The following is a 23,507-nucleotide window of genomic DNA, read 5'->3' as shown; positions in this document are numbered from 1 at the left end:
CCGGCTCCTCGCGGGAGGACGCCTCCAATGATTGGAAAGGGAGTCTCGCGTGGCGTTCGTCTTTCTTCTTGAGCAGGTGCTGAATGGCCTTTTGGTGGGTGCTTACTATCTGCTGATCGCCCTCGGCCTGTCGCTGATCTTCTCGCTGGGCGGAATCGTGAATCTTTCCCACGGCGCGTTCTATGCGGTCGGTGCCTATCTTGCCGTCACGCTGACATCCTGGATTGGCTTTGCCGGCGCATTCGTTGCATCTCCCTTGCTCGTCGCGCTCTTGGGCGTCGTCATCGAGCGCCTGCTCTTTCGAAGGTTCTACCGCGCGGATCCCATTCTCAGCCTGCTTTTGACTTTTGGGCTTGCCATGATCATCGAGCAGAGCCTGCGGATCATTTTCGGGGCGGCTCCCCTGCCCTTTTCCATCCCGACGGCTCTCCGGGGACAGGTCTTCCTCGGCAGCTTCATCTATCCGCGCTACCGCCTGATCATCTTCGGGGTAGCCCTCGCCGCTGTCATCGCGACCTGGTTCCTGGTTTATCGCACTGCCTTTGGCCGTGTGGTTCGGGCCGGAGTGCAAAACCCGGATATGGTGGGCGCGCTCGGCATCTCACTTCAGCCGTACATGACAGCCGTCGCCGCGCTCGGCATCGGACTCGCAGGTCTCGCCGGGGTCCTGCTGGCACCAATATCGGGAGTGCACCCCGCTATGGGAGCGGAGATTCTAACAGCCGCCTTCGTGGTGGTGGTCATCGGTGGGCTAGGGTCATTTTGGGGCGTGATCGCCGCCGCTGCACTCGTAGGCGTAGTGCGCGGCCTCACGATCTACTTTTTCCCACCCGCCGGTGAAGCCTCGATGTACCTACTGATGGCTCTCGTGCTGCTTTTGCGGCCGCGGGGGCTGCTCGGCGAACGCATCCAGAAATTCGAGTAGATCGATGCGTACGAATTACTGGCCCCTCCTCATCGCAGCGGCAGCGCTCATTCTGCTGCCTTTCATCCTCGACCCCATCGGCCTGCCGCTTCGCTCGTCGATCGACGTGGTCGTATTCGCCATCGCCTGCCTCGGCCTGAACGTTCTGGTCGGCTACACCGGTCTCGTCTCCTTCGGACACGGCGTCTGGTTCGGGCTTGGGGCTTACGCGGCGGCCTTGAGCCAGCTCCACTGGTTTCCGGAGGGCATCGTTCTTCCGGCTCTCTTCGCCATCGTCTTCATCGCTGGAGCGTCGTCTCTCCTTGGTGCGCTCATCCTGCGGCGCCGGGGCGTCTACTTCTCCCTGCTCACGCTGGCATTGGCGGCAATGCTCTTTGCAGTCGCTTACCGCTGGACCGCGTTGACAGGTGGAGAAAGCGGGCTCGGCGGTGTCGTCCGCACCCGCGCGATTGGCCTCGATCTGAGTTCGGACTGGACCTACTACTGGTTCGTGGCGGCTGTGGCATTTGCCGTCTGCTTTGCCCTGCTGCGCTTCCACAGCTCGCCCGCAGGAAGCGTGCTGGTGGCGATCCGGGAGAATGAGCAACGCGCCCGCTTTCTCGGCTATCCGACCAATCGCTACAAACTTCTCGGATTCGTTTTGTCCGCCACGGTAGTGGGGATTGCAGGTATCCTTTCGGTCTTCAACCATCGCTTCGCCTCGGCCGAGCCCCTCTCGGTTGCATTCTCAGGTGAGTTGATCGCGATGGTGGTGATCGGAGGAATGCGCAGTTTTCTCGGGCCAGCCCTGGGAGCGCTCTTCTACATTCTGTTCCGCGAGTTCCTGTCGATCTGGACCCCGCACTGGCTGCTCTATTTTGGTATCCTCTTCGTCGGGTTCATCGTTCTCTCGCCGACGGGGCTGGTGGGAGTCACACAACGGATAAAAGCTCCGTTCCGGGCCAAGGTTAGGGAAGAAGCCGCTATGGCAGGCCGCACCCTGACCGACGAGCCGCTGCCCCCGTTTCTCAGGCCGGCCAGTCATGTGGAGGGCGTCATTCTCGAAGCTCGCGGCATTACAAAGAGCTTTGGTGCGCTCAAGGCCGTCCAGTCGGTCAACATCGCCGTGCGCAACCGCAGCCTCCATGCCCTGATCGGGCCCAATGGCGCCGGAAAGACAACAGCCTTCAATCTGATTTCCGGGTACTACACGCCTGACGAAGGCGACGTCCTCCTCCAAGGCCGGTCCATCGCCGGACTTTCCCCTGAAGCGATCACGCACGATGGCCTCGGACGCTCGTTCCAGATCACGAGCCTCTTCCCGGCCCTGACCGTCGAAGAGAATGTCCGCCTAGCCGTACAGGCCCGCCACCCGCAGCGTTTCAATCCGTGGGTGGCCGCGCGATCAATCAAGCAGATCGAAGCCGAGACCTCAGCGGTCATCCGCTATCTCGGAGTTGCCGGCATCGAGAAGGCCGAGGCGGGCGCCCTCTCTTATGGCGGGCAGCGCCTCCTAGACATGGGCCTGGCGCTTGCCACGAAACCGAGGGTGCTGCTGCTTGACGAGCCGCTCGCCGGTCTAGCCGCCGCTGAGCGCCAGCGCATAGGCGACATCATCAAGCGGATTTCCACGGACATTCCGATGCTGCTCGTCGAGCACGACATCGATCGCGTGTTCCAGATCGCCGATGCCGTTACGGTGATGAATGCGGGTCAGGTGCTGGTTGACGGGACGGTGGAGGATGCCCGCTCCAGCCCGAAAGTCCAAGAAATCTACATAGGCTCCGGCGCGGCGACCATCGCGGCGAAGCCTCGGCAGAGCGCCGTCGAAGAGGCGACCCTGCTCGCCGTAGAGAAGGTCAACACGTTCTACGGCAAGAGCCATGTCCTGACGGACGTGTCCCTCGACGTGCACCAACATGAGATCTTGGCTCTGTTGGGCCGCAACGGCGCCGGCAAGTCGACCCTGCTCAAAACGCTCATCGGCATTGCACCGCCCGGTTCAGGCTCGATCAGGCTTGATGGCCAAGAGATCGCCGGCCGTCCGTCTTCTGAGATCGCGCGTCTGGGAATTGGCTATGTGCCGCAGGGGCGCGGCCTCTTTGCCGGAATGACTGTGGCTCAGAATCTTGAGCTCGGGCGGCTCAAGCGCGAGACAGGCCATGGCGTCCGGTGGGATCTGGACAGGATCTTCGAGTACTTCCCGCGCATCCGTGAGAGGCTCGAAACCCCGGCGGATTTTCTCTCCGGCGGCGAGCAGCAGATGGTGGCGGTCGCACGCGCCCTCTCGGGGAACGTGAAGGTGCTGCTCCTGGACGAGCCCTTCGAAGGGCTTGCTCCGACCATCATCGAGCAACTTTTCGAGAGTTTCGACAAGCTCCGCCATGAAGTTTCGATCATCATTGTCGACCATCACCTGGACCTCGCACTCGCCCTGTCCGACCGGACGGTCGCCCTTGAGCGTGGGCGGGTGATCCATACAGGTCCATCGAAGGATTTGCGAGACGATCTTGCGCTCCGCCGCAAGGTCCTATGGCTGTAAGCCATGAGGGAGATCAAAGAATGCCGAGTGCTGCAATCATTGGCGCCGGGCTGATCGGCCGGTCTTGGGCAATCGTCTTTGCGCGGGCCGGCTGGGAGGTGCGCATCACCGACCCGGACCCCGAGACGCTTGAGAAGGCCCCTGGCCTCGTCCGCGAGGGATTAGAGGAGCTCGCAAGGCATGGCCTCGTTGCCAATCCTGAAAATGCGTCAGCTCACGTTGTCGCCGTATCCTCGCTCGCGGAGGCTGTGACCGGAGCCGACCTCGTTCAGGAGAATGGCCCCGAGATCGCCGAGACCAAACGGCTCATCTTCACGGAGCTGGACCGGCTCGCGCCACCAGACTGCATTCTTGCCTCTTCGACCTCCGCGATTGTTGCGTCCCACTTCACCGAAGGACTGTCGGGCCGCGCCCGCTGCCTCGTAGCCCATCCCGTCAACCCACCCCATCTCGTGCCAGTCGTCGAGCTGTGTGGAGCTCCCTGGACTGCGCCCGAGACTGTCTCTCGGGCGCGAACAATCTATGAGAGTGTCGAGCAGGTGCCCATTGTCGTAAACCACGAGGTCGAGGGGTTCGTCCTGAACCGGCTCCAGGGTGCGCTATTGGCAGAGGCATTCCGGCTCGTCGGAGAAGGCGTAGTGAGCCCGCAGGATCTTGATAAGACGGTCAAGGACGGTCTCGGTTTGCGCTGGTCCTTCCTTGGCCCCTTTGGAACCATCGAGCTCAACGCACCCGGTGGCATCGCTGATTACTGCGACCGCTATACAGGCTTCTACCGGCGTCTCTCGGAAGATGCCGCAAGGCCTCATGTCTGGGAGAAGGAGAATGTGAGCCGCATACTGGAGACCTGGGGCGAAGCGCCTGGACCCGATGAGCTCGCACGGCGCTCTGCTTGGCGGGACAAACGCTTGGCTGCGTTGAAGGCCCACAAGAAATCGCAACCAGATCAGTGATCTCCCGAGAGGAACCAAGCCCATGGCCCGCAAAGTCATCATAACATGCGCCGTGACCGGCGCGATCCATACGCCCTCCATGTCTCCTCATCTGCCGATTACGCCTGAGGAGATCGCCGAGGCCGCGATCAGCGCCGCGGAAGCTGGGGCCGCGATCGTGCATCTTCACGCGCGTGACCCAAAGAACGGCAAGCCTGATCAGTCGCCGGAAGCATTCGCCCCCTTCCTGCAGGCTGTGAAGCAACGTAGCAACTGCGTCATCAACGTCACGACAGGTGGCGCACCGACAATGCTGGTGGAGGAGCGGGTTCGCCCTGCGGCTTATTACAAACCCGAAGTTGCATCCCTCAATATGGGCTCAATGAATTTCGGGCTCTACCCGATGCTCAACCGGTTCAAGGATTTCAAGTACGATTGGGAGGAGCAATATCTCGAAGGATCGCGTGACCGCATTTTCCGCAATACCTTCGCTGATATCGAATACATCCTGACGACCTGCGCCGAGAACGGCACCCGTTTCGAGATCGAGTGCTACGATATCGGCCACCTCTACACTCTCGCCCACTTCGTGGACCGAGGTCTCATCAAACCGCCTCTCTTCGTCCAAAGCGTCTTCGGTCTTCTGGGTGGCATTGGTCCGCACCCGGAGGACGTAGGCCACATGAAGCGCACGGCCGATCGGTTGTTTGGGAACAATTACCAATGGTCGGTCCTTGGGGCGGGTAAGAACCAGCTTCCCATTGCAGCCCAAGCGGCTGCCATGGGAGGCAATGTCCGCGTCGGTTTGGAAGACTCCCTCTGGATTGGTCCTGGCAAGCTTGCGGAATCGAATGCGCAGCAGGTAAACATGGCGCGCCAGATTATCGAGGGACTTGGACTGGAAATCGCCACTCCTGACGATGCGCGCAACATGCTGTCGCTCAAAGGAGGTGACCGCGTCAATTTCTAGCGCATCAGGCCTGCTTGGATAATCGATGTGATATGGCTTGTCATCGAACTGAATCTGCCTTGAGACATTGCAACAACCTTGCAACTCGTCGGTTGCGAGTCTCAGAACGATGTCTGGGAGTGCATCGCCTGAAGCTTCTGAGTCCTTTGATTGCCAACTCAATTGAAGCGGGAAAGCTTGAAAAATGGAGCAAGTGCTGTCTCCTGAAGTGTTCACTGCCTTGGCGGCTGTTGATACACCGACGGTGTGCAACGCAATCGAACTCGTCCTGGGCCATCGGACGGCGGAGGGCTTCACGACAGAGCCAGTGCTTGCCGCCCATCCGAGCCTCCCCGCCATTGTCGGCTACGCCCGCACAGGGCTGATCCGAAGCTCGCAACCGGCCGAGGAATCGTCCGAGACAGTAAGGGCACGCCGGATCGCCTATTACAGATATGTCGCGGCTCACGCCGGTCCCGTCGTGGTGGTTCTGCAGGATATCGACTCCCGGCCCGGGCTTGGAGCATTCTGGGGTGAGATCAACGTGGCGATCCATAAGGGTTTAGGGGCCCGAGGCGTCCTCACCAATGGTTCGATGCGTGATCTCGGCGCTGTTGACCCCGGATTTCAGATCCTGGCTGGCTCTCTCAGCCCGAGCCATGCCTTCGTCCGCGTCGAGGCGTTCGATTGTCCAGTGGAGATCTTCGGATTGAAAGTCAGGCCCGATGATCTGCTCCATGCGGACCGCCATGGCGCAGTCATGATCGATCCCTACGTCGCCCTGGAGCTTCCCCGCGCTATTGACCTTGTGACGAGAAAGGAAGCTCCTGTCCTGAAGGCTGCCCGTAGCCCAGGTTTCACTGTGGAGAAGCTTATAGAGGCTTGGGGTGCGGCGGAGGACGTCCACTAGAACCTCTGATCAAGAGCGACTTCCACCTTCGATACGATCGCAATAATTGTAGGGCCAACTTAGAGCAAATGAGTTGCCCCGCCGGGAAGGTCACGTAAGATACCTTTAGGTCAAGCGCCGGGAACAGGCGAGGCCATGGCTGGGGACTAGCCGGGAGGAAATGCATGACTTCATTTACGAGACGCGGTTTCGTCGCGTCAGCGTCCACTGTCCTTGCTAGTTCAGTGGTAGGACTCAAACCAAGCTTCTCACAATCCAATTATCCCAATCGGCCGATCACGCTGATCTGTCCATGGGGCGCAGGCGGCGGCACCGATGCGACCGCACGCATCATCGGGCAAGTGATGGAGCAGAAGCTCGGCCAGCCCGTGAACGTGGTGAACCGGACAGGTGGAAACGGTGTGGTCGGACATGCGGCGATCTCCAGCGCGACACCGGATGGCTACACGATCGGCCTGCTCACGGTCGAAATTGCGATGATGCATTGGCAGGGGATGACGGAGCTGACGCCGAAAAGCTACACGCCTCTGGCACTCATGAACGTCGACGCTCCTGCCATCCAGGTGAAGGCTGACAGTCCTTACAAGAACATCAAGGAATTGGCCGACGCCATCAAGGCGGCACCTCCCGGAAAGCTGAAAGCCTCGGGAACCGGCCAAGGCGGCATCTGGCACCTAGCCCTCGTGGGTTGGCTGCAGTCGCTGGGTCTTCAGCCAAACCACGTGGCCTGGGTGCCGTCGAACGGCGCCGCGCCGGGGATGCAGGATCTGGCCGCGGGCGGTATCGACATCGTGCCTTGCTCGCTTCCTGAGGCCCGGCCCATGATCGATGCAGGTCGCGCCAAGAGCCTTGCCATCCTCGCGCCGGAACGGAACCCGCAATTCCCGAACGTGCCTACGCTCGACGAACAGATGGGCCCCCACAAGTCTGTCGGGGTGTGGCGTGGCATTGCCGGCCCCAAGGGCCTCCCGGCGGACGTCCAGGACAAACTGGTTGCTGTTCTCAGGGACGTTTACGACTCCAAGGAATACAAGGAGTTCATGAGCGGTCGGGGCTTTGGGATCCAATGGGCCGAGAAAGCCGCATTCGGCCAGTTCATGGATGAGTCGGATCGGCAGATGGGCGAGGCCATGAAAGCCGCAGGCTTGGCCAAGGCATAGACGGAATGAGGCCGAAGCGGTCTCTGTCCTCGCATGCCCAACGGGGACGGCAGGTATGCGCTCCGTCCGGATGCCTTCGCTTAGGCAAAGGCGTCCGGGTCCTTTCTGCTCATCCGTATGAAGAGAAATCCGTCGATGCAGTTGTCTGACCGTATCACCGGTTCGTTTGTCGCCACGTTAGGAGTGCTGTCCGCCTATGGCGGCTCAAGGCTTCCTCCCGTGCCAGGTCAGGATATCGGACCCAGCGCGTTTCCGATTGTCATCGGCATCGGTCTCATCCTGTGCGGTGTCCTCATTGCCCTTGGAATCGGGCACAGCTTCGAAGAGGAAGCCGAGGCTGATCTTGCGGCTGTCGAAGGTCCTTCGCAACACGCGCAAACGACGAAGCCTCTGATCTATAGGCTTCGTGCATTGCTGCCGCCGGGTCTGCTTCTGTTTTACGTGGTTGCCGTCGATCGCCTCGGGTTCGTCCCGACGGCGGCTGTCATGATCTTTGTAGGTGCCCTCGCCTTCGGCGCCAAGCTGCGAGTGGCATTGCCGCTGGCGGCGATCGCTCCGATCGCAATTCACCTGATCTTCTACAAGCTCCTGCGTGTCCCGCTGCCTGCCGGTCTGCTCCCGATGCCGTGGTGATCATGAACGAACTCATTGAAGCCTTCCGTCTCGTCCTCGCGCCAGATGTGCTGATCGCGATCCTGCTGTCGTCGATCTATGGCCTCGTGATCGGATCGTTGCCCGGGCTTTCGGCTACAATGGCGACCGCACTGCTCGTGCCCGTGACCTTCTATCTCTCTCCGATCGCGGCGGTCGCCACGATCATCGCCGCTTCAGCCATGGCGATCTTCTCGGGAGATATTCCGGGCTGTCTGCTGCGCATTCCCGGAACACCTGCGTCCGCCGCTTACACGGACGAGGCCTATGCATTGACCCGGAAGGGTCAGGCAGAAGTCGCTCTCGGTGCAGGCCTGTGGTTCAGCGCGCTTGGAGGAATCGCCGGAACGATCTCCCTCGTCGTGATGGCGCCCGCGCTCGCAGAGCTCGCACTGAATTTCTCGACATTCGAGTATTTCTGGCTCGCCTTTCTGGGCCTGATGTGCGCCACATTGGTCGCGCGGTCGTCCCCCGTGAAGGCCATCGCCAGCATGTTGCTCGGGCTTCTCATTGCGTGCATCGGCATGGAAAATCCCGGCGGCGTGCCTCGCTTCACATTCGGGATCACGGAACTCCTTGGCGGCGTCGAGGCGATTCCGGCCCTGGTCGGCGTCTTTGCAGTCTCCGAGGTGATCCGCGCCATGGTGTCACCCGAACCGCCTCCCCTGCCGCGTCGCAAGTTCGGAAGCATTCTGTCCGGTCAACTCGACCTCACCCGGAAATACTGGCGTCAGATGACTCGGGGCAATATCGTCGGCATCATCATCGGCGTTCTGCCGGGAGCCGGCGCGGATATGGCGGCCTGGGTTAGCTATGCGATGTCGAAGCGGTTCTCCAAGGAGCCGAAGAAATTCGGCACCGGTCATCCCGAAGGCCTCGTCGAAGCGGGGGCAAGCAACAATGCGAGCCTGGCCAGTGGCTGGGTGCCTTCCCTGCTATTCGGCATCCCCGGTGATACGATCACCGCGATCGCCATCGGCGTTCTGTACATGAAGGGGCTCAATCCCGGCCCGACTCTCTTCACAGAGAGAGCCTCGAGCATGTATGCGCTCTACATCATCTTTGTTCTTGCCAATATTCTGATGATTCCCCTCGGGATCGTCATGATCCGCGCGGCGAGTTCCGTTCTGCGGGCTCCCCGAGCGACAGTGATGCCGGTGATCCTCGTCTGTTGCGCCGTAGGGGCCTTCGCGACGGGGAACAACCTGTTCGCAGTCGTTCTCGTGGCAGCCTTCGGCGCTATCGGCTACGTGATGGAGAACAACGGCTATCCCGTCGCCGCAATGGTGCTCGGCATCGTGATGGGCACCATGGTCGAACAGAGCTTTGTCACGTCGCTCATCAAGTCCGACGGAAGCCTGCTGCCATTCTTCGATCGTCCCGTCTCGGCTGTTCTGGCAGCAATGACCATAGGCGCGCTACTGTGGCCCGTTTTCATCTGGTCTTGGAAGCGCATCCGACCTCGGCAACAAGGGCAGGCGCTGTGAGAGAACGGATGATCGACATGATAGATACCTTCGCGCCGGGGCTCTTTCGTGGCCGGACAGTGCTGGCCCTCGGTGGCACAAGCGGGATCGGGCTCGGCGCGGCGCGGGCTTTCCATGATCTCGGCGGGCAAGTCGTGGCCACCGGCGCCACCGAGGCCGAGTGCATCGCTGCAAGTGATGCATTCGGTTCGAGCGGAATCGATTTTACTCTCCTCGACGTGCGCGACGGTGCTGCCATTGAGACGCTCGTCGCTGGGCTCGAGCGCCTCGATGTGCTCGTCAACGCCGCAGGCGTGATCCGGCGCGACGCGGAACATGATCCGGATGTCTTTGCCGAAACTATAGCTATCAATCTAACCGGCACGATGCGGGCCTGCACGGCGGCGAAACCAAAACTGGCGTCGGCGAGGGGCTGCGTTGTGAACATTGCCTCAATGCTCACCTTCTTCGGCGGGGCCCGTGTCCCGGGCTATGCGGCGTCAAAGGGCGGCGTGGGTCAGTTGACCAAGAGCCTGGCTGCCGCGTGGGCCAGTGACGGCATCCGCGTGAACGCCGTTGCACCTGGTTGGATCGCCACCCCGCTGACGCAGGCCCTTCAGGATGATCCGGAGCGGGCAGGTCCGATACTGGCCCGAACGCCCATGGGCCGCTGGGGCACGCCGGACGAGGTCGCTGCCGGGATCGTCTTCCTGGCCTCTCCCGCCGCGGGTTTCGTCACCGGCGCCATCCTGCCGATCGACGGCGGCTATCTGACTGTGTGAACCTGAGAAATCTTGGAGGCCCCTATGAGCCAATCGGATCCGGTCCCCCCGCCTGCGAATGACAAGTGGATTCCTTACCGCCACCCGCAGCCGAAGGATTCGCCGCCGGAACTGGTGGTCCCGAACGCGATCCCAACGGACGAGCGCATCTGGGTGCCCGTCGAGAAGAATGTCTGGTTCCGCCCTCTCCTCCTGGCGGCCTCCCGCGGATATTGGATGAACCTGCTGAGAGTCCGAAAGTCGGGCGTGCTCTCATGCCACCGGCACCCGCAACCCGTCCATGCCTTCGTGCTCAAGGGCGAATGGCGCTACCTCGAGCACGACTGGGTGGCGACGGAGGGCTCCTACGCCTATGAAGCGCCGGGGGAGACCCATACCCTCGTGGTTGAACCTCATGTAGAGGAGATGATCACGTTATTCCAAGTGAATGGCGCCATGATCTATGTCGACCCGGATGGCAAGGCCGTCGGGTTCGACGACGTGTTCACGCGCATTGACAAATGCCGGGCCCATTATAGCCGGAACGGCCTAGGGGCGGACTACATCGACCAATTCATCCGATGAGGATCGCTCGTCCTCATGGAAGCCTTCGAGCAGTGACATCTAAGTGGTGTGAACGTCCGCAAGGGGTCAATCCGAGAAATATGCGCCTTTATCAGAAGGTCTGGTGTTCCCTCATGAAGGGGACGTCGAGCCACTTCCCCCGCGGGTCATGAACCCACGTCCTGCCGTGATCGGGGTCCCGCCCGGGAAAGGGCATCGATCAGAGAAGGATGATCGTCGCCGGAAGCCCTACTGCCGATGGGCAGGAGGCATGGGGAAACCTCGTGCACGCGAGGGTGTGCCGTTAGAGGAGCGGAGCCATCGTTCGCAAGTGCGTCTGTCTGATGACGGTGTCCCAGCACCTCATAGCCGACAATCGTGACCGGCGGCGCGAGCATGAGGATGATCAGGCAAATCGCCATGTCAATGCCGGCGAACGCCGCGACAACCGCCAGCACGACGACGCCAGTCGTCCCAACCAGCAACCAAGCGTGAAAGGGGTTGAAGCGGCCAAGGCGGGTCGTTCAAGACGCCAAGCATGTTCAGCGAGCAGATCACCAGCGCCGTTGAGAAGGCTACGGGCCTGCGGGTGCGGACCCATCAGTTTCGTCATGCCGCCGCAGTCCTAATCCTCAAGCGCGAGCCGGGCAACTATGAGTTCGTGCGCGGGACCCTGGGGCACAAGAGCCTGAAGACCACCACGAAGTTCTACATCGGCTTGGAGAGCTTCACGGCGACTGAGCGCTTTGGCGAGATGGTCGACACGCATCTTGATGGCGAGGAGTGAGCATGATCACCTCCTTGCCCCTTGACGAATGGCCTGCTACCGACCCCCTCGCATGGCTTCGGGCGTGCGAGCTTGGTGCGGGTTGGAGACGCGGGAGCGCGGCGTCCCGATGGACGCCGATCACCCGAGAGGATCTTGAGCGCCGTTACGGCTACTTCCACGAGTCGCTCCGGGAACGCGGCGCTCTCGATTTTCAGGCCGGAGCAGGTCGGCTGATTACGCCTGAGAACGTTGACTGCTACATCGAGCGCGTCCACTCTGGCTGGACCTCTGTGACCCTGGCCGGCTCAGTGTACAAGCTGCGAACCATAGCGAGGATCCTAGCGCCTGCTTCGGATCTTGAGTGGCTAACCGGGATCGCCAAAGACCTAGACCTTGTCGCCTACCCGCTGGAGCGGTTTGATCGTGTCGTCCTCTCCGAGGTCCTGATCACGGCAGGCCTCACGCTTGTCACGGAAGCCCAGGCAAGTCGCAGGCGGCGACCAATCTGGCGGGCGGGTCAGATCCGTGACGGGCTTATGGTCGCCATGCTGGCTTACTGCCCCATTCGGCTGAAGAACTTCTCGGAGCTCGAACTCGGCCACAGCTTTGCGCGTGAGCAGGACCGCCGGACGATCAAACTGCCGGGCCCAAATGTCAAGAACAGGCGGGCTGATCTCCGCCTTATCCGAGAACGCCTCAATCCTGCAATCGGTTTGTATCTCACCTGGGCAAGACCACGGCTGATGCGGCACACCGACGAGTTCATGATCGGGGATGAACAAAGCAAGTTGCTTACTGGTCCACTTTGGGTCGGGCAGTATGGCGAGGCACTCAGCTATGGCAGTGTCGAACGAAGGATTATGGAGACTACGAAGTCCGTCATTGGACGAGCTCTCAGCCCACACGATTTCCGGCGAAGTGGGGCTTTCACCGCTTGGTATCGAGCAGGAGCCGAGCCGCATCTGGCGAGCGGCTTGTTACAGCACGACGAGGAACTCGTCGACGAGAATTACAATCTTGCCAGCAGTCTGGAAGTTGCTGACCTGTTCGGTGGATGGATCGACAACATAGCCGGATCCTGATGTTGAAGGGAGCAAGGGAGATCCCTTACCCTTCCAAAGGTCCGCTTTAAGCCTATCACCCGACCTAAAGGTTAGGTCCGGAACGTGCCATTTCCAGACATTTCGAGTCTTGAGCGCTCAACTTTGCAGAAGACCATTTGTTGAACTGCCGGGTCTCCTCAGTGCCATTTCACAAGGCGCTCGGCGCCCTTCCTGGGCTGCACCCACATCGGCCAGCACGATGCTGTCGCGACGACACTTCAGAGCTTTGCCCACGGTCTCCTCAGACTCACCTGCTGTATCGCGGTTGGCGATGTCGATGAAGTTGATCCTTGCATCCAACGCTCTGTGGATGAGCCGAATGTTCAGCCGTCGACTTGGCGTTGGATTAAGCACTCATAAGACTATCTTTAGGTTGATCATGCTCGGGTTTTTTGCTTCGTTGCGCGAAGAGCTCTTCCGGCCCGAGATCAGGATCGACAGATCTCAATAGCTCTGGGGATGGGTCACGCCACAGGTGGCTAGGCGCCGAACGCGCCGTCGATGGTGTGCATCGCCCCCGTCACAAAGCCCGCCTCCGGACCCGCCAGCCAAGCCACCATCCCAGCAACCTCCTCGGGTCGCCCGTGGCGCTTGATGGCCATGAAGCTGTGCATCAGGTCCCTCATCGGCCCGCCTTCGGGGTTTGCGTCGGTATCGATCGGTCCAGGTTGTACGATGTTGATCGTGATGCCGCGTGGTCCAAAGTCCCGCGCCAAGCCACGCGCCATGCCCTGCAGGGCCGACTTGCTGAGCGCGTAGGATGCCATGCCCGGGACGGGCATCCTATCGCCGTTCACCGAACCGATCACAATGATCCGCCCACCGTTCGGCATCTGCCGCGCGGCCTCGACCGAAGCGTGATAGGGAGCGTGGACGTTGACGCGAAACAGGCGGTCTATCGCGTCCGGGTCCTGCTCCAGTGCGTCGCCGAACAGGGCGAACCCAGCATTCACAACCAGCACGTCCACGGGACTGCTGTCCCGCACCCGCGCAATCACTGCGTCCCGGTCGGCACTGTCGGTCAGGACGGCCGTGCTGCCCGTTTCGGCCGCCAGCTGCTGCGCCGCCTCATGCGATCCGGCATAGGTGAAGGTTACCTGCGCACCGTCGGCCCTGAAGCGCCGCACGATCGCGGCTCCAATCCCACGGCTGCCGCCGAGCACCAAAACTGACTTTCCTTCGAACAGACCCATCGGGGCCTCCCTTGAGACTTAATGTAGGTCGCACTACATAATTGATCGATTGATCGGGTTCAACGTTTTTGTAATGGTCACTACAAATAATTCCAAACGGCGGGGTCGGCCCCGGCGCTTCGATCCTCAAGAGGCGCTCGCCACCGCCCAGCATCTTTTCCATGCACGCGGCTACGATGCGGTCAGTGTCGCTGACGTTACCGAGGCGCTCGGCATCAACCCGCCGAGCTTCTACGCAGCGTTCGGCAACAAGGCCGGCCTTTACAGCCGTGTTCTCGAACACTGGGCCAGCACTGGGGCCATTCCACTGCGCGACATATTGCGACCGGACCGCCCCGTGGCCGAAGCCCTCGCCGCTGTACTGGAGGAAGCCGCCCGCCGCTACGCAGCCAATTGCGCGGCGGCGGGTTGCCTCGTGCTGGAAGGCACCCGATGCAACGACCCGGAGGCGCGCGAGGCGGCGCGCGCCTTCAATATCGCCGGGGAGGAACTGATCCGCGACTACGTCGCCGCGCGCCATCCGGAGGACGCCGCCCGTGTGACGGATTTCGTCAGCACGACCATGTCGGGTCTCTCCGCCAAGGCGCGCAATGGGCACGGCTTGGACCAGCTCCTTGCCACTGCCCGTCTCGCCGGCTTGGCCCTTGCGCAGGTCCTCCCCGCCTGAGCGCCACGCCCGCTGGTCGACCAACCATCGCTTTTTGCTATTAGGACGCAAGCGTCTGGCGGGTGCAACAGCATCTGCAGGCCTCAGTCCTCCAACGCCAGCGGCCAGCCGTGGTGGAAGTGAATCGGCTCCGCGTCCTTCTGACCCCGGTCCTTGTAGAAAATCTCGACGCCATCGTCGGTCGGAACGGAGCTCATTGCCTTGCTCCTTCTCGGTGTGGAGGGAGCCCGCGAGGCCAGCCGGATCGCGGGTCGCCTGGGGCCTAGTCCGCGCTATCGCAGCGCCGCGATCACCACTTCGGCCAGAGCCGCCGAGGATTGCGGGTTCTGACCGGTGAACAGGTTGCCGTCCTTGACGACGTGCGTGCTCCAGTTCGGTCCCTGCTCGAAGTGGGCCCCCAATTCGCGCAGCGTCTCGGCCAGCAGCCAGGGGGCGTTCTCGGCCGTTCCGAACTCAATCTCCTCCTCGTCGCTCAGCGAGGTCATCTTGCGTCCGGCGAAAGGCCAGCGGCCGTTCTCGTCGCGTGCCGCGAGCAGCGCCGCGGGACCGTGGCACACCGCGGCGATGACCTTCGACTCGCGGTCGGCCTCGAGCAGCACCCGACCCATGTCGGGATCCTTGTAGAGGTCCTCAACCGGCCCGTGCCCGCCCGGAACGACGATCGCGTCGTAGTGGCCGACATCGATCTCGGCGAGCACAAGCGGGTTTTCGATCCGCTGCGCGTTTTGCGCGAGATAGGCGCGCATGCGCTCCGCCACCGCCTTGCCCACTGCCCGAGGATCGAGGCTGCGCTTGTCCATCGTCGGCACGATGCCGCCAGGGCTGGCAAGATCGACCCGGAAACCAGCGCGGATGAAGGCCTCGTCGAGGTCGACGAACTCCTGGGCCCAGACACCGGATTCGTAGGCCGATCCGTCGGCACGGGTCCATGTGTCCGCGGCGGAAAGAACGATTAGGACATTGTTCATCGATATTCTCCTGCTGGTTGCCAAAAGATGACAGGTGGATGGGGCGAGCAGTCAGATGTTCTGGCCGCCCGACACTTCGATCCGCTGCGCCGTGACCCAGCGGTTATCGCGGCCGAGCAGACTCGCGATGGCCGGGCCGATGTCGTCGGGCACGCCGACGCGGCCGAGCGCGATCATATTGGCGAAGGCCTCGTTGTATTCGGGCGTGTCGCGTACCGCCCCGCCGAGGAAGTCGGTCTCGATCGCACCCGGGGCGATGACGTTTGCAGTGATGCCGCGGCTGCCGAGCTCCTTGGCCATGTAGAGCGTGAGTATCTCGATCGCCCCTTTCGCGGCCGAATAGGCCGAGAAGCCCGGGTAAGAGACGCGGGTCAGGCCCGACGAGAAGTTGACGATTCGCCCGCCGTCGGCGAGTAGCGGGAGCAGCGCCTGGGTGAGGAAGAAAACGCCCTTTACGTGCACGTCGAAGAGCCGGTCGAACTGCGCCTCCGTGGTTTCGGCGAAGCTCGCCATCTCGCCGTGCCCGGCGTTGTTCACCAAGTGGTCGAAGTTCCCGCGATCCCACGACTGGAGCAGCGCGCGAATACGCTCGACGAACGCCGGAAGCGCGGCGATGTCGCCGACATCGAGCTGCAGCGCGGCGGCCCTTTGGCCGAGCGCCTCGATTTCCGCGACCACTTCCTGCGCCTGCTCGGCATCGCTGCGGTAGGTGAAGATCACGTCGCCGCCGCGACGGGCTATGCTTATGGCGGTGTTGCGGCCGAGGCCGCGGCTGCCGCCCGTAATGATCGAAGTGGTGATCATCGGTAGGTCCTTTCGTGGTGCTTAGGGTGTCGGCGACCCGCCGACGGGTTTTGGGGGCCAGGCCTCAGGGTTCGTCGCCGAGGGCGGCTTGCGGAGTTGCGGTGCGCTGCATCGGGCTCTTGCTCGCGAGGGGGTGAAGTCGGACCATGGCGCGGCTGCACGCGCCCTCGCGAAGGAGCGCGCCGACCGCCGCGAGCATGACCGCGAGCGCGGCGCCGCCGGCGACGATCATGACCAAGCTGACCGCGCCGGAAGGCACGGACAGAGCCTGGACGAGGAAGGCGCCTAGCAGCCCGCCGACCGTAGTCACCGCGAACAGGGCGACTCCCGCGCTCAGCAGGCCGAGCGCGCGGAGCTGCAGGTGGATGCGCTGTTCGGCGAGCGACAGGGCGCGTTCCGGATCGATGTAAAGCAGCGACAGTCTGTCATCGCCCGACGCAATCAGCGCGCGAAACTCGCGCCATTGCGTGACCGCGAGGTTGTAGCGCGTGGTCGCGCCGTTTTGGAGAATCGCGCAGGCGTTCGTCAGTATCGCCGGGCCGGTGATGAAGCTCAGCGCCGAAAAGGGGTCGTACGGCATGACCTTGCTCCTTCTGCACACGCGCGCTCACGGCCCCGAAAATGCGGGCTGGCCAGCGGACGCTCTCGATTGTTCGTGATGCTTGGCTGGCATGCCCGCCAGCCAGTGCTCTTTGGCTGAGCCCAAAGATGGCTCATCCGCAGTCGCAGCGGAAAGACTTTGTAGCTTTCTCGACCATACCTGGTAGGCATGGCTGATGGAACTTCGTCATCTTCGATACTTCGTCGCCGTCGCCGAGGAAGGCAGCCTGACGGTTGCCGCCGAGAAGCGCCTGCACACCGCACAGCCTTCCTTGAGCCGCCAGCTACGCGACCTCGAGCTTGAGGTCGGCACCCAGTTGTTCGTCCGCACCTCGCGTGGGGTTGTGCTCACGGCAGCAGGGCAGGCTTTCCTCGACCATGCGCGGCTGGCGCTCGGGCAAGCGGCCGAAGCGGTCGCCGCTGCTCGGCGTGCGGTCCGACCGGCCAAGGCCAGCTTCTCGGTCGGTTTTCTGACGGGCCAGGAAGTCGAGTGGCTGTCGCACGTGACCCAGGTCTTGCGCGATCAGCTCAAGGATATTGACTTTCGCGTCACCAGCGACTTCTCGCCCGCCATTGCCGCCGCCGTGCAGCGCGGTGAACTAGATCTCGGCTTCTCGCGCATCGAGCCCCAGCCCGACGTCACCTACAAGGTGATCGCCGAGGAGCCGATCGTGGCTATTCTGCCGCGCGAGCATCCGCTCGCCGAACGTTCCGAGATCGACCCGGCCGACCTCGATCAGGTTCCCTTCATCGGCTATTCGGATACCCCTCATGTCCTGCGGAGCATCGTCGAGCGTTACCTGCGCGAGCGCGGCGTGGCGGTGGCGCCGAGCCACTTTCTCGATGGATTCGCGACGGGCATATCGCTCGTCGCGTCCACAGGGGGCCTCACGCTTCTCCCGGCGTATGTCGAACGGCTGCTGCCCCAGTCAGTCGTGAGCCGGCCGCTGGTGGGAAGCCCTCCGATGATTGAAATCGCCGCCGGCTACCGAGCTGACAATCTGTCGCCCGTGCTAGCGAGCTTCTTGCAGAATATCGACCAACTCATCGCTTCTCGTTCTGCCATGATCAGGCGTAGTTTCCCGCCATAGTCACTCGTGTGCGGCGGTTAGCTTTCGTACACTGCGTTGACATGGAAGTCCGACTCAAACACCTGTGAGCTTGCAAGAAGACGGTCGGCAGCCGGCCAGTTCCGATCGTTGTGGCCGCTGCGGTACAAAGGCGGCTTTGGGTCACGAGCAGGAGATCGCTGGCCGCCTTGGAGGGTCTGCTTACCCCTGCACTAGGGACGTAAGGCTAAGGTCGGCCCGGTGCCGCGAGCCGACCTACAGTGATTTGCGCTGTCTACTCGCCAGCCGCCACCTGTTCAGGCGTCGTGAGGGTTGTGACGCACCGGCTTATGCCAGCGGCTCCTGCCAATGCGGGTATGTGACGTAGGCGGTGATTGCTCCCTGAGCATGCGACCGGATGGTGACCACTTCACCCTTGGGCATATAGACAATCTCGCCCGGACCAGCAGTGACCGTGCCGTCACTCGATGTCACCGACAGGCTTCCCTCCAGAACCACCATCACGTCGTGCACGGCGAGAGTCTCATCAATGCTCTGGTTGGGCCCGTAGCGACCGTAGCCAATGGTGATAGGTCCCCCGTGATGTTGGTCTATCAGATTGCCTGCCCACACCTCCCCGTCCTGGCCAGGCGAGCGCTCGAACGATGCATCGGCGACAGACAACTTATGAACCTTCATGGGCATAGCTCCATTTTCCGCTAGAGTCTGAGCAAGATACGATACTCCATTGCAGAAGCGCGCTTTTGTGTTTAGCGCATGATCGGGTCTGGTGGCGTTTCAGACGGCCGCTGGAATCCGCGCGATTGCCTTGATCTCGAAGTCGAAGCCGGCGAGCCAATTCACTCCGACAGCCGTCCAGTTGGGATACGGCTCGTTAGGAAACACGTTGTCCTTGACGGACATGACGGTCCCGAACTGTGCCTCTGGATCGGTATGGAATGTGGTCACATCAACGATGTCATCGAACGTGCCGCCAGCCGCTTTCAGAACCTCGCTGAGGTTGTCGAAAGCAAGCTCAACCTGCTTTGCGAAGTCAGGCTCAGGCGAGCCGTCCTCGCGGCTGCCGACCTGCCCTGAGACAAAGAGCAGATCGCCGGACCGGATAGCAGCAGAGTAGCGGTGCATCTCGTAGAGTGCCTGCCGGCCGGCAGGGAAGACGGCGTTGCGCTTGGACATTTGTGTCTCCTCATCCATGTCGAATGGAACCTCAGAACGAAGGCACGTCCCATGAGAGTACTGGGATCTGCCTTGTTTGAGCAGGAGATAGTAGCCCTGGGCTTGCACGGTTAGACGTTGAAATCGACATGGTCTGATGCAAAATGGCCATCAATGATGCGCCCTTCCCTCAACGATCTCACCGCCTTTGTGGCAGTTGCCACCCATCGCAGCTTCCGTCGTGCCGCGGATGAACTCGGCACGGCGCCATCCACACTGAGCCACGCAATGCGAGGGCTTGAGGAACGCCTAGGCGTACGCCTTCTCAACCGAACAACCCGCAGCGTCTCACCAACTGAAGCGGGGCTTGAGATGCTCAGCCGGTTGCAGGTGGCGCTCACGTCCTTGGACGAGGCATTGGACGCCGTCTCCGCCTTCCGAGGCCAAGTGGCAGGCAGAGTCCGGATCAATGCACCGCGGGTGGCCGCGGCCGTTCTCGTCCGTGAGGTCCTCCCGCGCATGGCCGAACGGTTCCCCGATGTGACGGTTGATCTCGTCGTCGAGGGACGCTTGGTTGACATCGTGTCGGGCGGCTTCGATGCCGGTGTCCGTCTTATCGAAGCCATTCCGAAGGACATGATCGCGGTGCCCCTCGCCCGCCCGATCGGGTTCGTCTGTGTTGCATCACCGGCCTATCTCGAGCGCGCCGGTGAGCCGACAACTCCGGACGACCTTCAGCATCATCGCTGCATCGGCCACCGCACGCCGAGCGGCAAGCTGTACCAGTGGGAGTTCGAGCGGGCTGGGCAGGAATTGACGATCGATACAAGCGGACCCGTGGTTCTCGATGACGAGGGACTGATGGCGGACGCGGCCGCACACGGCTTGGGGATCGCGTATGTGGCGAGCTGGGCTGCCGAAGCCGCCATTGCAGAGGGGCGACTGCGGACGGTGTTGTCCGCCTGGATGCACGAACCGGGGCGAGCGGCCATCTACTACCCGGGACACCGAGCCGTGCCGCCGGCCTTGCGGGCCTTCCTCGATGTCGTCAGGGATGTGAGGCAAGTGAACAGTGGATAGTCGGTGTAGGTCTGGATCGGGTCAAACGCGGTCCGTGAGGGCAATTGTCTAAACGTCCGCTCCCCAGGCACATGTGGAAGGTCGGATCACCTGATGTCTTGCACCGCAGCGTCAGCCGACGCTGCGGTGCTCGGAGAAGCTCCCTACTTCTGAAGGCTGACTTTGAAGAATTTCAATGCTTCGCCCTTCGCCGCTTGGTCCACCTGTGCGTCGTACCGAAGCGGCAGGTTGAACTTCCGGCCGAGTTCTGTGGCCTCCGGGTTGGTGAAAGCATGCGCCGCCCCAGGATATTCAATGACCCGGTACTCAGCCTTCGCCGCATCGAAGTCCTTCTTAAGCGCCTCGTACTCCTCGCGTTTCACAAACGGATCGTCGGTCCCATTCAGAACAAGGACCTTGGCCTTGACCGTGCCAGGCGCAGGCGCGGGTGTGTTGAGGCCGAGCGTGGCGTGGAATCCGGCCACCGCATCGAGGTCGGCGCCGGCACGAGCCATGTTCAGCACGACAGCGCCACCAAAGCAGTAGCCAACCGCACCGATCTGCGTCGGGTCAACGGAGGGATGTCGAGCAAGTTGAGCTTGCGCGGCACCAAAGCGCGCTTCCATCACCTTCGGGTCCTTCATGACGAGAGTCGCTAAGGCGCCGGCGTCATTGGGATTGTCGGCGACCTTCCCGTCCCCGTACATGTCGGCAATGAACGCGGTGTAGCCCTGTTGCGCGAACTTCTGCGCCTCGGTGTGCATGTGCTTGGTGATGCCCCACCACTCGTGCACCATGATGATACCGGGACGCTTGCCCTGAACTGCATCGTCGTAGACGACGAAGCCCCTCATGGTCGTGGTGCCGTCCTGGTACGTGACCGGCTCCTCCCTGATTGCTGCGTACGAGCTTGTGGTCATCACCAACGCCCAGAATGCTGCTGCCACGATTGTCCTCATGAGGATCTCCTGCTCATTTTCAGGGACGGAAAAGCCTCCACAGCTCCCTAGTACGCAGCGCCTAGCTTCCCTCCCGGGGTGATACTGCTCCTTTCCAAGGGTCATGGCTATCGCCAGGGCACTCAAACAAGGAGGTCTTCGGAAGATTGTGCGAAGGTCCGCTCGCGCTGCGAATGCAGGCGGATGGGCAAGGTCAGTCCCGTGCCAATGGCAGACCTTCCCAAGCTCCTTTGACTTCAGGAATGCTCCGATTGGAAGGTCCACCATTGCAAGGTGAGAGGAATGCTGACTGGACCGGGGGTGAATTGCAGGGTCCACGTCATGACAGTCGAACTCGAAGCCGCGGTGCCGCCCAGTCGATGAAGGCCCGAGCCTTGGGTGCGAGCCGACCTCCTTCGGGATAGACAAGGGTCACAGGCATGGGCTCGGGGGCGAACTCTTCGAGGATCGCGAGCAGGGCACCTGAGCGCAACTCCTGCTCGATTTGATATGACAGGAGACGGACAGTCCCCAGACCCGCCACCGCCGCGGCCACCGCAGCTTCCGTCGAGTTCACAGCCAGGCGCGTCCGCGGCTCGGCTGTCCAGGCGGGGCTGTCGCCGCGATAGCGCCATTCGGGCGCGCGCTCAAAGCCCTGGAACGTGATGCCGTCATGCTGTGCGAGATCGCCTGGCGTATTGGGAACTCCGCGTCGAGCGAGGTAGGCAGGGCTGGCGCAGGCAATACGGCGGATAGACCCGACCTTCGTCGCCCGTAAGCCGCCATCGACCAAATGGCCAATGCGAACGGCAACATCGATGTGTTCCTCGACTAGATCCACTTGGCGGTCGTTGAGGAAAAGCCGCAGGTCGATCTCTGGGTGCTCCTTCAGGAAGTCGAGGGCGATCGGCAAGACATGAATTCGACCGAACATCGTAGGCGCTGTCACGTGAAGCTCACCCCTGAGCGTAGTGTACTCGCCCGCCGCCTCGCGCTCTGCTTCCCCGACTTGCTCCAGGATGCGTTTGGCCGCCTCCACATATCCGCGGCCCGCGTCGGTCAGCTCAACCCGTCGACTTGTGCGCACCAGAAGCTGGGCGTTCAGGTGCCGCTCCAGGTCCGCCACCTTGCGGCTCACCGTAGCTAGAGGCGCGCGCAGGCGGCGTGAGGCGGCCGACAGGCTTCCCTCCTCCACGACGGCGAGCAGAACGGCCATGGCGTCGAAGCGGTCCATCGCACCTTCCAAAAAATGAGAGGAAAGGTCTTGAATTCGTAGGATACCGGTTGGGACAGGGAGGGTCTAGTGTCTGCCCAGACTCGGGCGTCGACATCGATCAGGATCATCACCTGGGTCACAAAACCTTGGAGCTTCTCCCATGCCCCTCTCGCTCTCCCGTCGCGCTTTCGCCTTTGGACTTCCGACTGCCGGGCTTATGGCCGGTGCACAGACCCTGCCTGCACGAGCCGTAAGCAGCCAACCCGCCTCCGCTGTCACGCCGCTCGCGCAAATCAAGGTGGGCCGCTTTACCGTGACGGCGCTGTCGGATGGCTACGCGGATATGTCCTATGGCTACTTCCCGGGCCGGACGTCCGAGCAGGTCGAAGCCGCGGCCAAGGCCCAGTTCACGGCACGGCCGAGCGGTGTGCGCTTTCTGTTCAATCAGTATCTCATCGAGGACGGATCGAGCCGCATCCTGATCGATGCCGGACCCGCCGGCACGCTGGGACAAACCGGGCAACTTCCCCAGGCGCTTGCCGCCCGCGGGTTGAAACCCGAACAGGTCGACGCTGTGATCGTGACTCACATGCACCAGGATCACCTGGGAGGCCTTGTCGCAGGCGGCCGCCGTGTTTTCCCGAAGGCGGAGGTGTATGTCGACCGGCGCGACATCGCGCATTGGACCGATCCGAGCAAGCAGGCCGCCGCGCCCGACTATCTGCAACCCAGCTTCCGCCTCTCGGCCGACCTCGTTCGGCTGTATCCGAAGCTCCAGGCCACCCAGGGCGACCACCAGATCGCCCGCGGCGTGTCACTTGTCGACCTTGCGGGACATACTCCAGGCCACATCGGTGTGCGGATCGAGGACCGAGGACAAAGCCTAATCATGGTCTCCGACATGCTGTTTCCGGTGGTGCACCCGGCCATGGGAACCGACGTGAACTTCCTGATGGAGGCGGATCGGCCGGCAGCACAAGCCATGCGAGCCCGTTTCTTCCCCCGGGCAGCCGAGGAGGGTGTGCTCATTGCAGCAACGCACATGCCTTTCCCTGGTCTCGGCCGGATCGTGTCCGACCAAGGCCATTTGGCTTGGCATGCCGCTGACTGGGCCTACCAGGACTGA

At 62.1% G+C, this 23,507-nt stretch carries 25 protein-coding genes and 1 pseudogene; 16 read left to right on the top strand and 10 right to left on the bottom strand.

The features are described from left to right. Nucleotides 1–49: 49 nt before the first annotated feature. From HPT29_RS10355 to HPT29_RS10300, 12 genes are all read left to right on the top strand, one after another. Entirely contained in the window at nt 50–925 is an 876-nt protein-coding gene (locus HPT29_RS10355; protein ID WP_173948675.1) for a branched-chain amino acid ABC transporter permease, read from the top strand. A 4-nt stretch (nt 926–929) separates the two neighbouring features. Continuing rightward, the gene (locus HPT29_RS10350; RefSeq protein WP_173948676.1) at nt 930–3,446 is read left to right on the top strand and encodes a branched-chain amino acid ABC transporter ATP-binding protein/permease; all 2,517 of its coding nucleotides are present in this window, start codon (nt 930–932) and stop codon (nt 3,444–3,446) included. Between the two features lie 20 nt (nt 3,447–3,466). Continuing rightward, nucleotides 3,467–4,399 (top strand): 3-hydroxyacyl-CoA dehydrogenase, encoded by a 933-nt coding sequence (locus HPT29_RS10345; RefSeq protein ID WP_173948677.1) that lies wholly within the window; start codon nt 3,467–3,469, stop codon nt 4,397–4,399. A gap of 22 nt (nt 4,400–4,421) precedes the next feature. Continuing rightward, nucleotides 4,422–5,348 carry a 3,5-dioxohexanoate:acetyl-CoA acetone transferase gene (kce, locus tag HPT29_RS10340; protein WP_173948678.1) on the top strand — a complete coding sequence of 309 codons (927 nt, stop codon included), beginning with the start codon at nt 4,422–4,424 and terminating at the stop codon, nt 5,346–5,348. Between the two features lie 244 nt (nt 5,349–5,592). Beyond that, nucleotides 5,593–6,237: an RraA family protein gene (locus tag HPT29_RS10335; protein WP_259060535.1), complete on the top strand. Its 645-nt coding sequence runs from the start codon at nt 5,593–5,595 to the stop codon at nt 6,235–6,237. Between the two features lie 164 nt (nt 6,238–6,401). Next, nucleotides 6,402–7,397, top strand: a complete 996-nt coding sequence (locus HPT29_RS10330) for a tripartite tricarboxylate transporter substrate binding protein (RefSeq protein ID WP_173948680.1) — start codon at nt 6,402–6,404, stop codon at nt 7,395–7,397. A 135-nt stretch (nt 7,398–7,532) separates the two neighbouring features. Continuing rightward, on the top strand, nt 7,533–8,030 hold the full coding sequence (locus HPT29_RS10325) for a tripartite tricarboxylate transporter TctB family protein (protein ID WP_173948681.1): 498 nt from the start codon (nt 7,533–7,535) through the stop codon (nt 8,028–8,030). Further along, nucleotides 8,030–9,535, top strand: coding sequence for a tripartite tricarboxylate transporter permease (locus tag HPT29_RS10320; RefSeq protein ID WP_173948702.1), 1,506 nt, complete (start codon nt 8,030–8,032; stop codon nt 9,533–9,535). Before HPT29_RS10325 ends, HPT29_RS10320 begins: the two co-directional genes overlap by 1 nt. An 8-nt stretch (nt 9,536–9,543) precedes the next feature. After that, nucleotides 9,544–10,296, top strand: coding sequence for an SDR family NAD(P)-dependent oxidoreductase (locus HPT29_RS10315; RefSeq protein WP_173948703.1), 753 nt, complete (start codon nt 9,544–9,546; stop codon nt 10,294–10,296). A gap of 24 nt (nt 10,297–10,320) precedes the next feature. Further along, nucleotides 10,321–10,860 carry a 2,4'-dihydroxyacetophenone dioxygenase family protein gene (locus HPT29_RS10310; RefSeq protein WP_173948682.1) on the top strand — a complete coding sequence of 180 codons (540 nt, stop codon included), beginning with the start codon at nt 10,321–10,323 and terminating at the stop codon, nt 10,858–10,860. A 517-nt stretch (nt 10,861–11,377) separates the two neighbouring features. Then, nucleotides 11,378–11,626 (top strand): site-specific integrase, encoded by a 249-nt coding sequence (locus HPT29_RS10305; protein ID WP_173948683.1) that lies wholly within the window; start codon nt 11,378–11,380, stop codon nt 11,624–11,626. 2 nt (nt 11,627–11,628) lie between these two features. Continuing rightward, nucleotides 11,629–12,690, top strand: a complete 1,062-nt coding sequence (locus HPT29_RS10300) for a site-specific integrase (RefSeq protein WP_173948684.1) — start codon at nt 11,629–11,631, stop codon at nt 12,688–12,690. Between the two features lie 117 nt (nt 12,691–12,807). On the opposite strand, the gene HPT29_RS28825 is transcribed toward HPT29_RS10300, so the two are convergent. Together HPT29_RS28825 and bdcA are read right to left on the bottom strand one after the other, a co-directional pair. Then, nucleotides 12,808–13,065, bottom strand: coding sequence for an aldo/keto reductase (locus HPT29_RS28825; RefSeq protein WP_173948685.1), 258 nt, complete (start codon nt 13,063–13,065; stop codon nt 12,808–12,810). Nucleotides 13,066–13,190: 125 nt separating this feature from the next. Beyond that, on the bottom strand, nt 13,191–13,904 hold the full coding sequence (gene bdcA, locus HPT29_RS10290) for an SDR family oxidoreductase (protein WP_173948686.1): 714 nt from the start codon (nt 13,902–13,904) through the stop codon (nt 13,191–13,193). A gap of 73 nt (nt 13,905–13,977) precedes the next feature. On the opposite strand from bdcA, the gene HPT29_RS10285 reads away from it, so the two are divergent. Beyond that, nucleotides 13,978–14,571, top strand: coding sequence for a TetR/AcrR family transcriptional regulator (locus HPT29_RS10285; protein ID WP_173948704.1), 594 nt, complete (start codon nt 13,978–13,980; stop codon nt 14,569–14,571). A gap of 86 nt (nt 14,572–14,657) precedes the next feature. Here the strand turns inward: HPT29_RS10285 and HPT29_RS28820 are convergent. The 4 genes and pseudogenes from HPT29_RS28820 to HPT29_RS10270 form a co-directional block, all read right to left on the bottom strand. Next, nucleotides 14,658–14,768 (bottom strand): annotated as a pseudogene (locus HPT29_RS28820) (alpha/beta fold hydrolase); the annotation flags it as partial. A gap of 75 nt (nt 14,769–14,843) precedes the next feature. Then, a complete protein-coding gene (locus HPT29_RS10280) occupies nt 14,844–15,539 on the bottom strand; it encodes a type 1 glutamine amidotransferase domain-containing protein (RefSeq protein ID WP_173948687.1) in 696 nt (231 codons plus the stop codon). Between the two features lie 51 nt (nt 15,540–15,590). Continuing rightward, nucleotides 15,591–16,343, bottom strand: coding sequence for an SDR family NAD(P)-dependent oxidoreductase (locus tag HPT29_RS10275; RefSeq protein ID WP_173948688.1), 753 nt, complete (start codon nt 16,341–16,343; stop codon nt 15,591–15,593). 64 nt (nt 16,344–16,407) lie between these two features. Next, nucleotides 16,408–16,923, bottom strand: coding sequence for a DUF2721 domain-containing protein (locus HPT29_RS10270; RefSeq protein WP_173948689.1), 516 nt, complete (start codon nt 16,921–16,923; stop codon nt 16,408–16,410). 196 nt (nt 16,924–17,119) lie between these two features. Here HPT29_RS10270 and HPT29_RS10265 point away from each other — a divergent pair, with 196 nt between their 5' ends. Then, entirely contained in the window at nt 17,120–18,034 is a 915-nt protein-coding gene (locus HPT29_RS10265) for a LysR substrate-binding domain-containing protein (protein WP_173948690.1), read from the top strand. Nucleotides 18,035–18,340: 306 nt separating this feature from the next. Here HPT29_RS10265 and HPT29_RS10260 read toward each other — a convergent pair whose 3' ends face one another. Together HPT29_RS10260 and HPT29_RS10255 are read right to left on the bottom strand one after the other, a co-directional pair. Next, nucleotides 18,341–18,691 (bottom strand): AraC family ligand binding domain-containing protein, encoded by a 351-nt coding sequence (locus tag HPT29_RS10260; RefSeq protein WP_173948691.1) that lies wholly within the window; start codon nt 18,689–18,691, stop codon nt 18,341–18,343. A gap of 99 nt (nt 18,692–18,790) precedes the next feature. After that, a complete protein-coding gene (locus tag HPT29_RS10255; RefSeq protein ID WP_173948692.1) occupies nt 18,791–19,189 on the bottom strand; it encodes a RidA family protein in 399 nt (132 codons plus the stop codon). Between the two features lie 153 nt (nt 19,190–19,342). Between HPT29_RS10255 and HPT29_RS10250 the strand changes: the two genes are divergently transcribed. Then, nucleotides 19,343–20,248 (top strand): LysR family transcriptional regulator, encoded by a 906-nt coding sequence (locus HPT29_RS10250; protein ID WP_173948693.1) that lies wholly within the window; start codon nt 19,343–19,345, stop codon nt 20,246–20,248. Nucleotides 20,249–20,391: 143 nt separating this feature from the next. On the opposite strand, the gene HPT29_RS10245 is transcribed toward HPT29_RS10250, so the two are convergent. Both HPT29_RS10245 and HPT29_RS10240 read right to left on the bottom strand, forming a co-directional pair. Next, nucleotides 20,392–21,186, bottom strand: coding sequence for a dienelactone hydrolase family protein (locus HPT29_RS10245; protein WP_247654102.1), 795 nt, complete (start codon nt 21,184–21,186; stop codon nt 20,392–20,394). 319 nt (nt 21,187–21,505) lie between these two features. Beyond that, nucleotides 21,506–22,399, bottom strand: coding sequence for a LysR family transcriptional regulator (locus tag HPT29_RS10240; RefSeq protein WP_173945545.1), 894 nt, complete (start codon nt 22,397–22,399; stop codon nt 21,506–21,508). A gap of 142 nt (nt 22,400–22,541) precedes the next feature. On the opposite strand from HPT29_RS10240, the gene HPT29_RS10235 reads away from it, so the two are divergent. Then, nucleotides 22,542–23,507 (top strand): MBL fold metallo-hydrolase, encoded by a 966-nt coding sequence (locus tag HPT29_RS10235; RefSeq protein WP_173945544.1) that lies wholly within the window; start codon nt 22,542–22,544, stop codon nt 23,505–23,507.

The sequence above is a fragment of the Microvirga terrae genome (assembly GCF_013307435.2).
Taxonomy (GTDB): Bacteria; Pseudomonadota; Alphaproteobacteria; order Rhizobiales; family Beijerinckiaceae; genus Microvirga; species Microvirga terrae.
This window is presented reverse-complemented; position numbering and strand designations above follow the sequence as displayed.

What these genes read in the sequence shown, in the direction of transcription:
- HPT29_RS10350 (WP_173948676.1), top strand. Translation starts at nt 930, where the DNA reads ATGCGTACGAATTACTGGCCCCTCCTCATCGCAGCGGCAGCGCTCATT.
- HPT29_RS10345 (WP_173948677.1), top strand. Translation starts at nt 3,467, where the DNA reads ATGCCGAGTGCTGCAATCATTGGCGCCGGGCTGATCGGCCGGTCTTGG.
- kce (WP_173948678.1), top strand. Translation starts at nt 4,422, where the DNA reads ATGGCCCGCAAAGTCATCATAACATGCGCCGTGACCGGCGCGATCCAT.
- HPT29_RS10330 (WP_173948680.1), top strand. Translation starts at nt 6,402, where the DNA reads ATGACTTCATTTACGAGACGCGGTTTCGTCGCGTCAGCGTCCACTGTC.
- HPT29_RS10325 (WP_173948681.1), top strand. Translation starts at nt 7,533, where the DNA reads ATGCAGTTGTCTGACCGTATCACCGGTTCGTTTGTCGCCACGTTAGGA.
- HPT29_RS10315 (WP_173948703.1), top strand. Translation starts at nt 9,544, where the DNA reads ATGATCGACATGATAGATACCTTCGCGCCGGGGCTCTTTCGTGGCCGG.
- HPT29_RS10310 (WP_173948682.1), top strand. Translation starts at nt 10,321, where the DNA reads ATGAGCCAATCGGATCCGGTCCCCCCGCCTGCGAATGACAAGTGGATT.
- HPT29_RS10305 (WP_173948683.1), top strand. Translation starts at nt 11,378, where the DNA reads ATGTTCAGCGAGCAGATCACCAGCGCCGTTGAGAAGGCTACGGGCCTG.
- HPT29_RS10300 (WP_173948684.1), top strand. Translation starts at nt 11,629, where the DNA reads ATGATCACCTCCTTGCCCCTTGACGAATGGCCTGCTACCGACCCCCTC.
- bdcA (WP_173948686.1), bottom strand. Translation starts at nt 13,904, where the DNA reads ATGGGTCTGTTCGAAGGAAAGTCAGTTTTGGTGCTCGGCGGCAGCCGT.
- HPT29_RS10285 (WP_173948704.1), top strand. Translation starts at nt 13,978, where the DNA reads ATGGTCACTACAAATAATTCCAAACGGCGGGGTCGGCCCCGGCGCTTC.
- HPT29_RS10280 (WP_173948687.1), bottom strand. Translation starts at nt 15,539, where the DNA reads ATGAACAATGTCCTAATCGTTCTTTCCGCCGCGGACACATGGACCCGT.
- HPT29_RS10275 (WP_173948688.1), bottom strand. Translation starts at nt 16,343, where the DNA reads ATGATCACCACTTCGATCATTACGGGCGGCAGCCGCGGCCTCGGCCGC.
- HPT29_RS10270 (WP_173948689.1), bottom strand. Translation starts at nt 16,923, where the DNA reads ATGCCGTACGACCCCTTTTCGGCGCTGAGCTTCATCACCGGCCCGGCG.
- HPT29_RS10265 (WP_173948690.1), top strand. Translation starts at nt 17,120, where the DNA reads ATGGAACTTCGTCATCTTCGATACTTCGTCGCCGTCGCCGAGGAAGGC.
- HPT29_RS10260 (WP_173948691.1), bottom strand. Translation starts at nt 18,691, where the DNA reads ATGAAGGTTCATAAGTTGTCTGTCGCCGATGCATCGTTCGAGCGCTCG.
- HPT29_RS10255 (WP_173948692.1), bottom strand. Translation starts at nt 19,189, where the DNA reads ATGTCCAAGCGCAACGCCGTCTTCCCTGCCGGCCGGCAGGCACTCTAC.
- HPT29_RS10250 (WP_173948693.1), top strand. Translation starts at nt 19,343, where the DNA reads ATGATGCGCCCTTCCCTCAACGATCTCACCGCCTTTGTGGCAGTTGCC.
- HPT29_RS10245 (WP_247654102.1), bottom strand. Translation starts at nt 21,186, where the DNA reads ATGAGGACAATCGTGGCAGCAGCATTCTGGGCGTTGGTGATGACCACA.
- HPT29_RS10240 (WP_173945545.1), bottom strand. Translation starts at nt 22,399, where the DNA reads ATGGACCGCTTCGACGCCATGGCCGTTCTGCTCGCCGTCGTGGAGGAG.
- HPT29_RS10235 (WP_173945544.1), top strand. Translation starts at nt 22,542, where the DNA reads ATGCCCCTCTCGCTCTCCCGTCGCGCTTTCGCCTTTGGACTTCCGACT.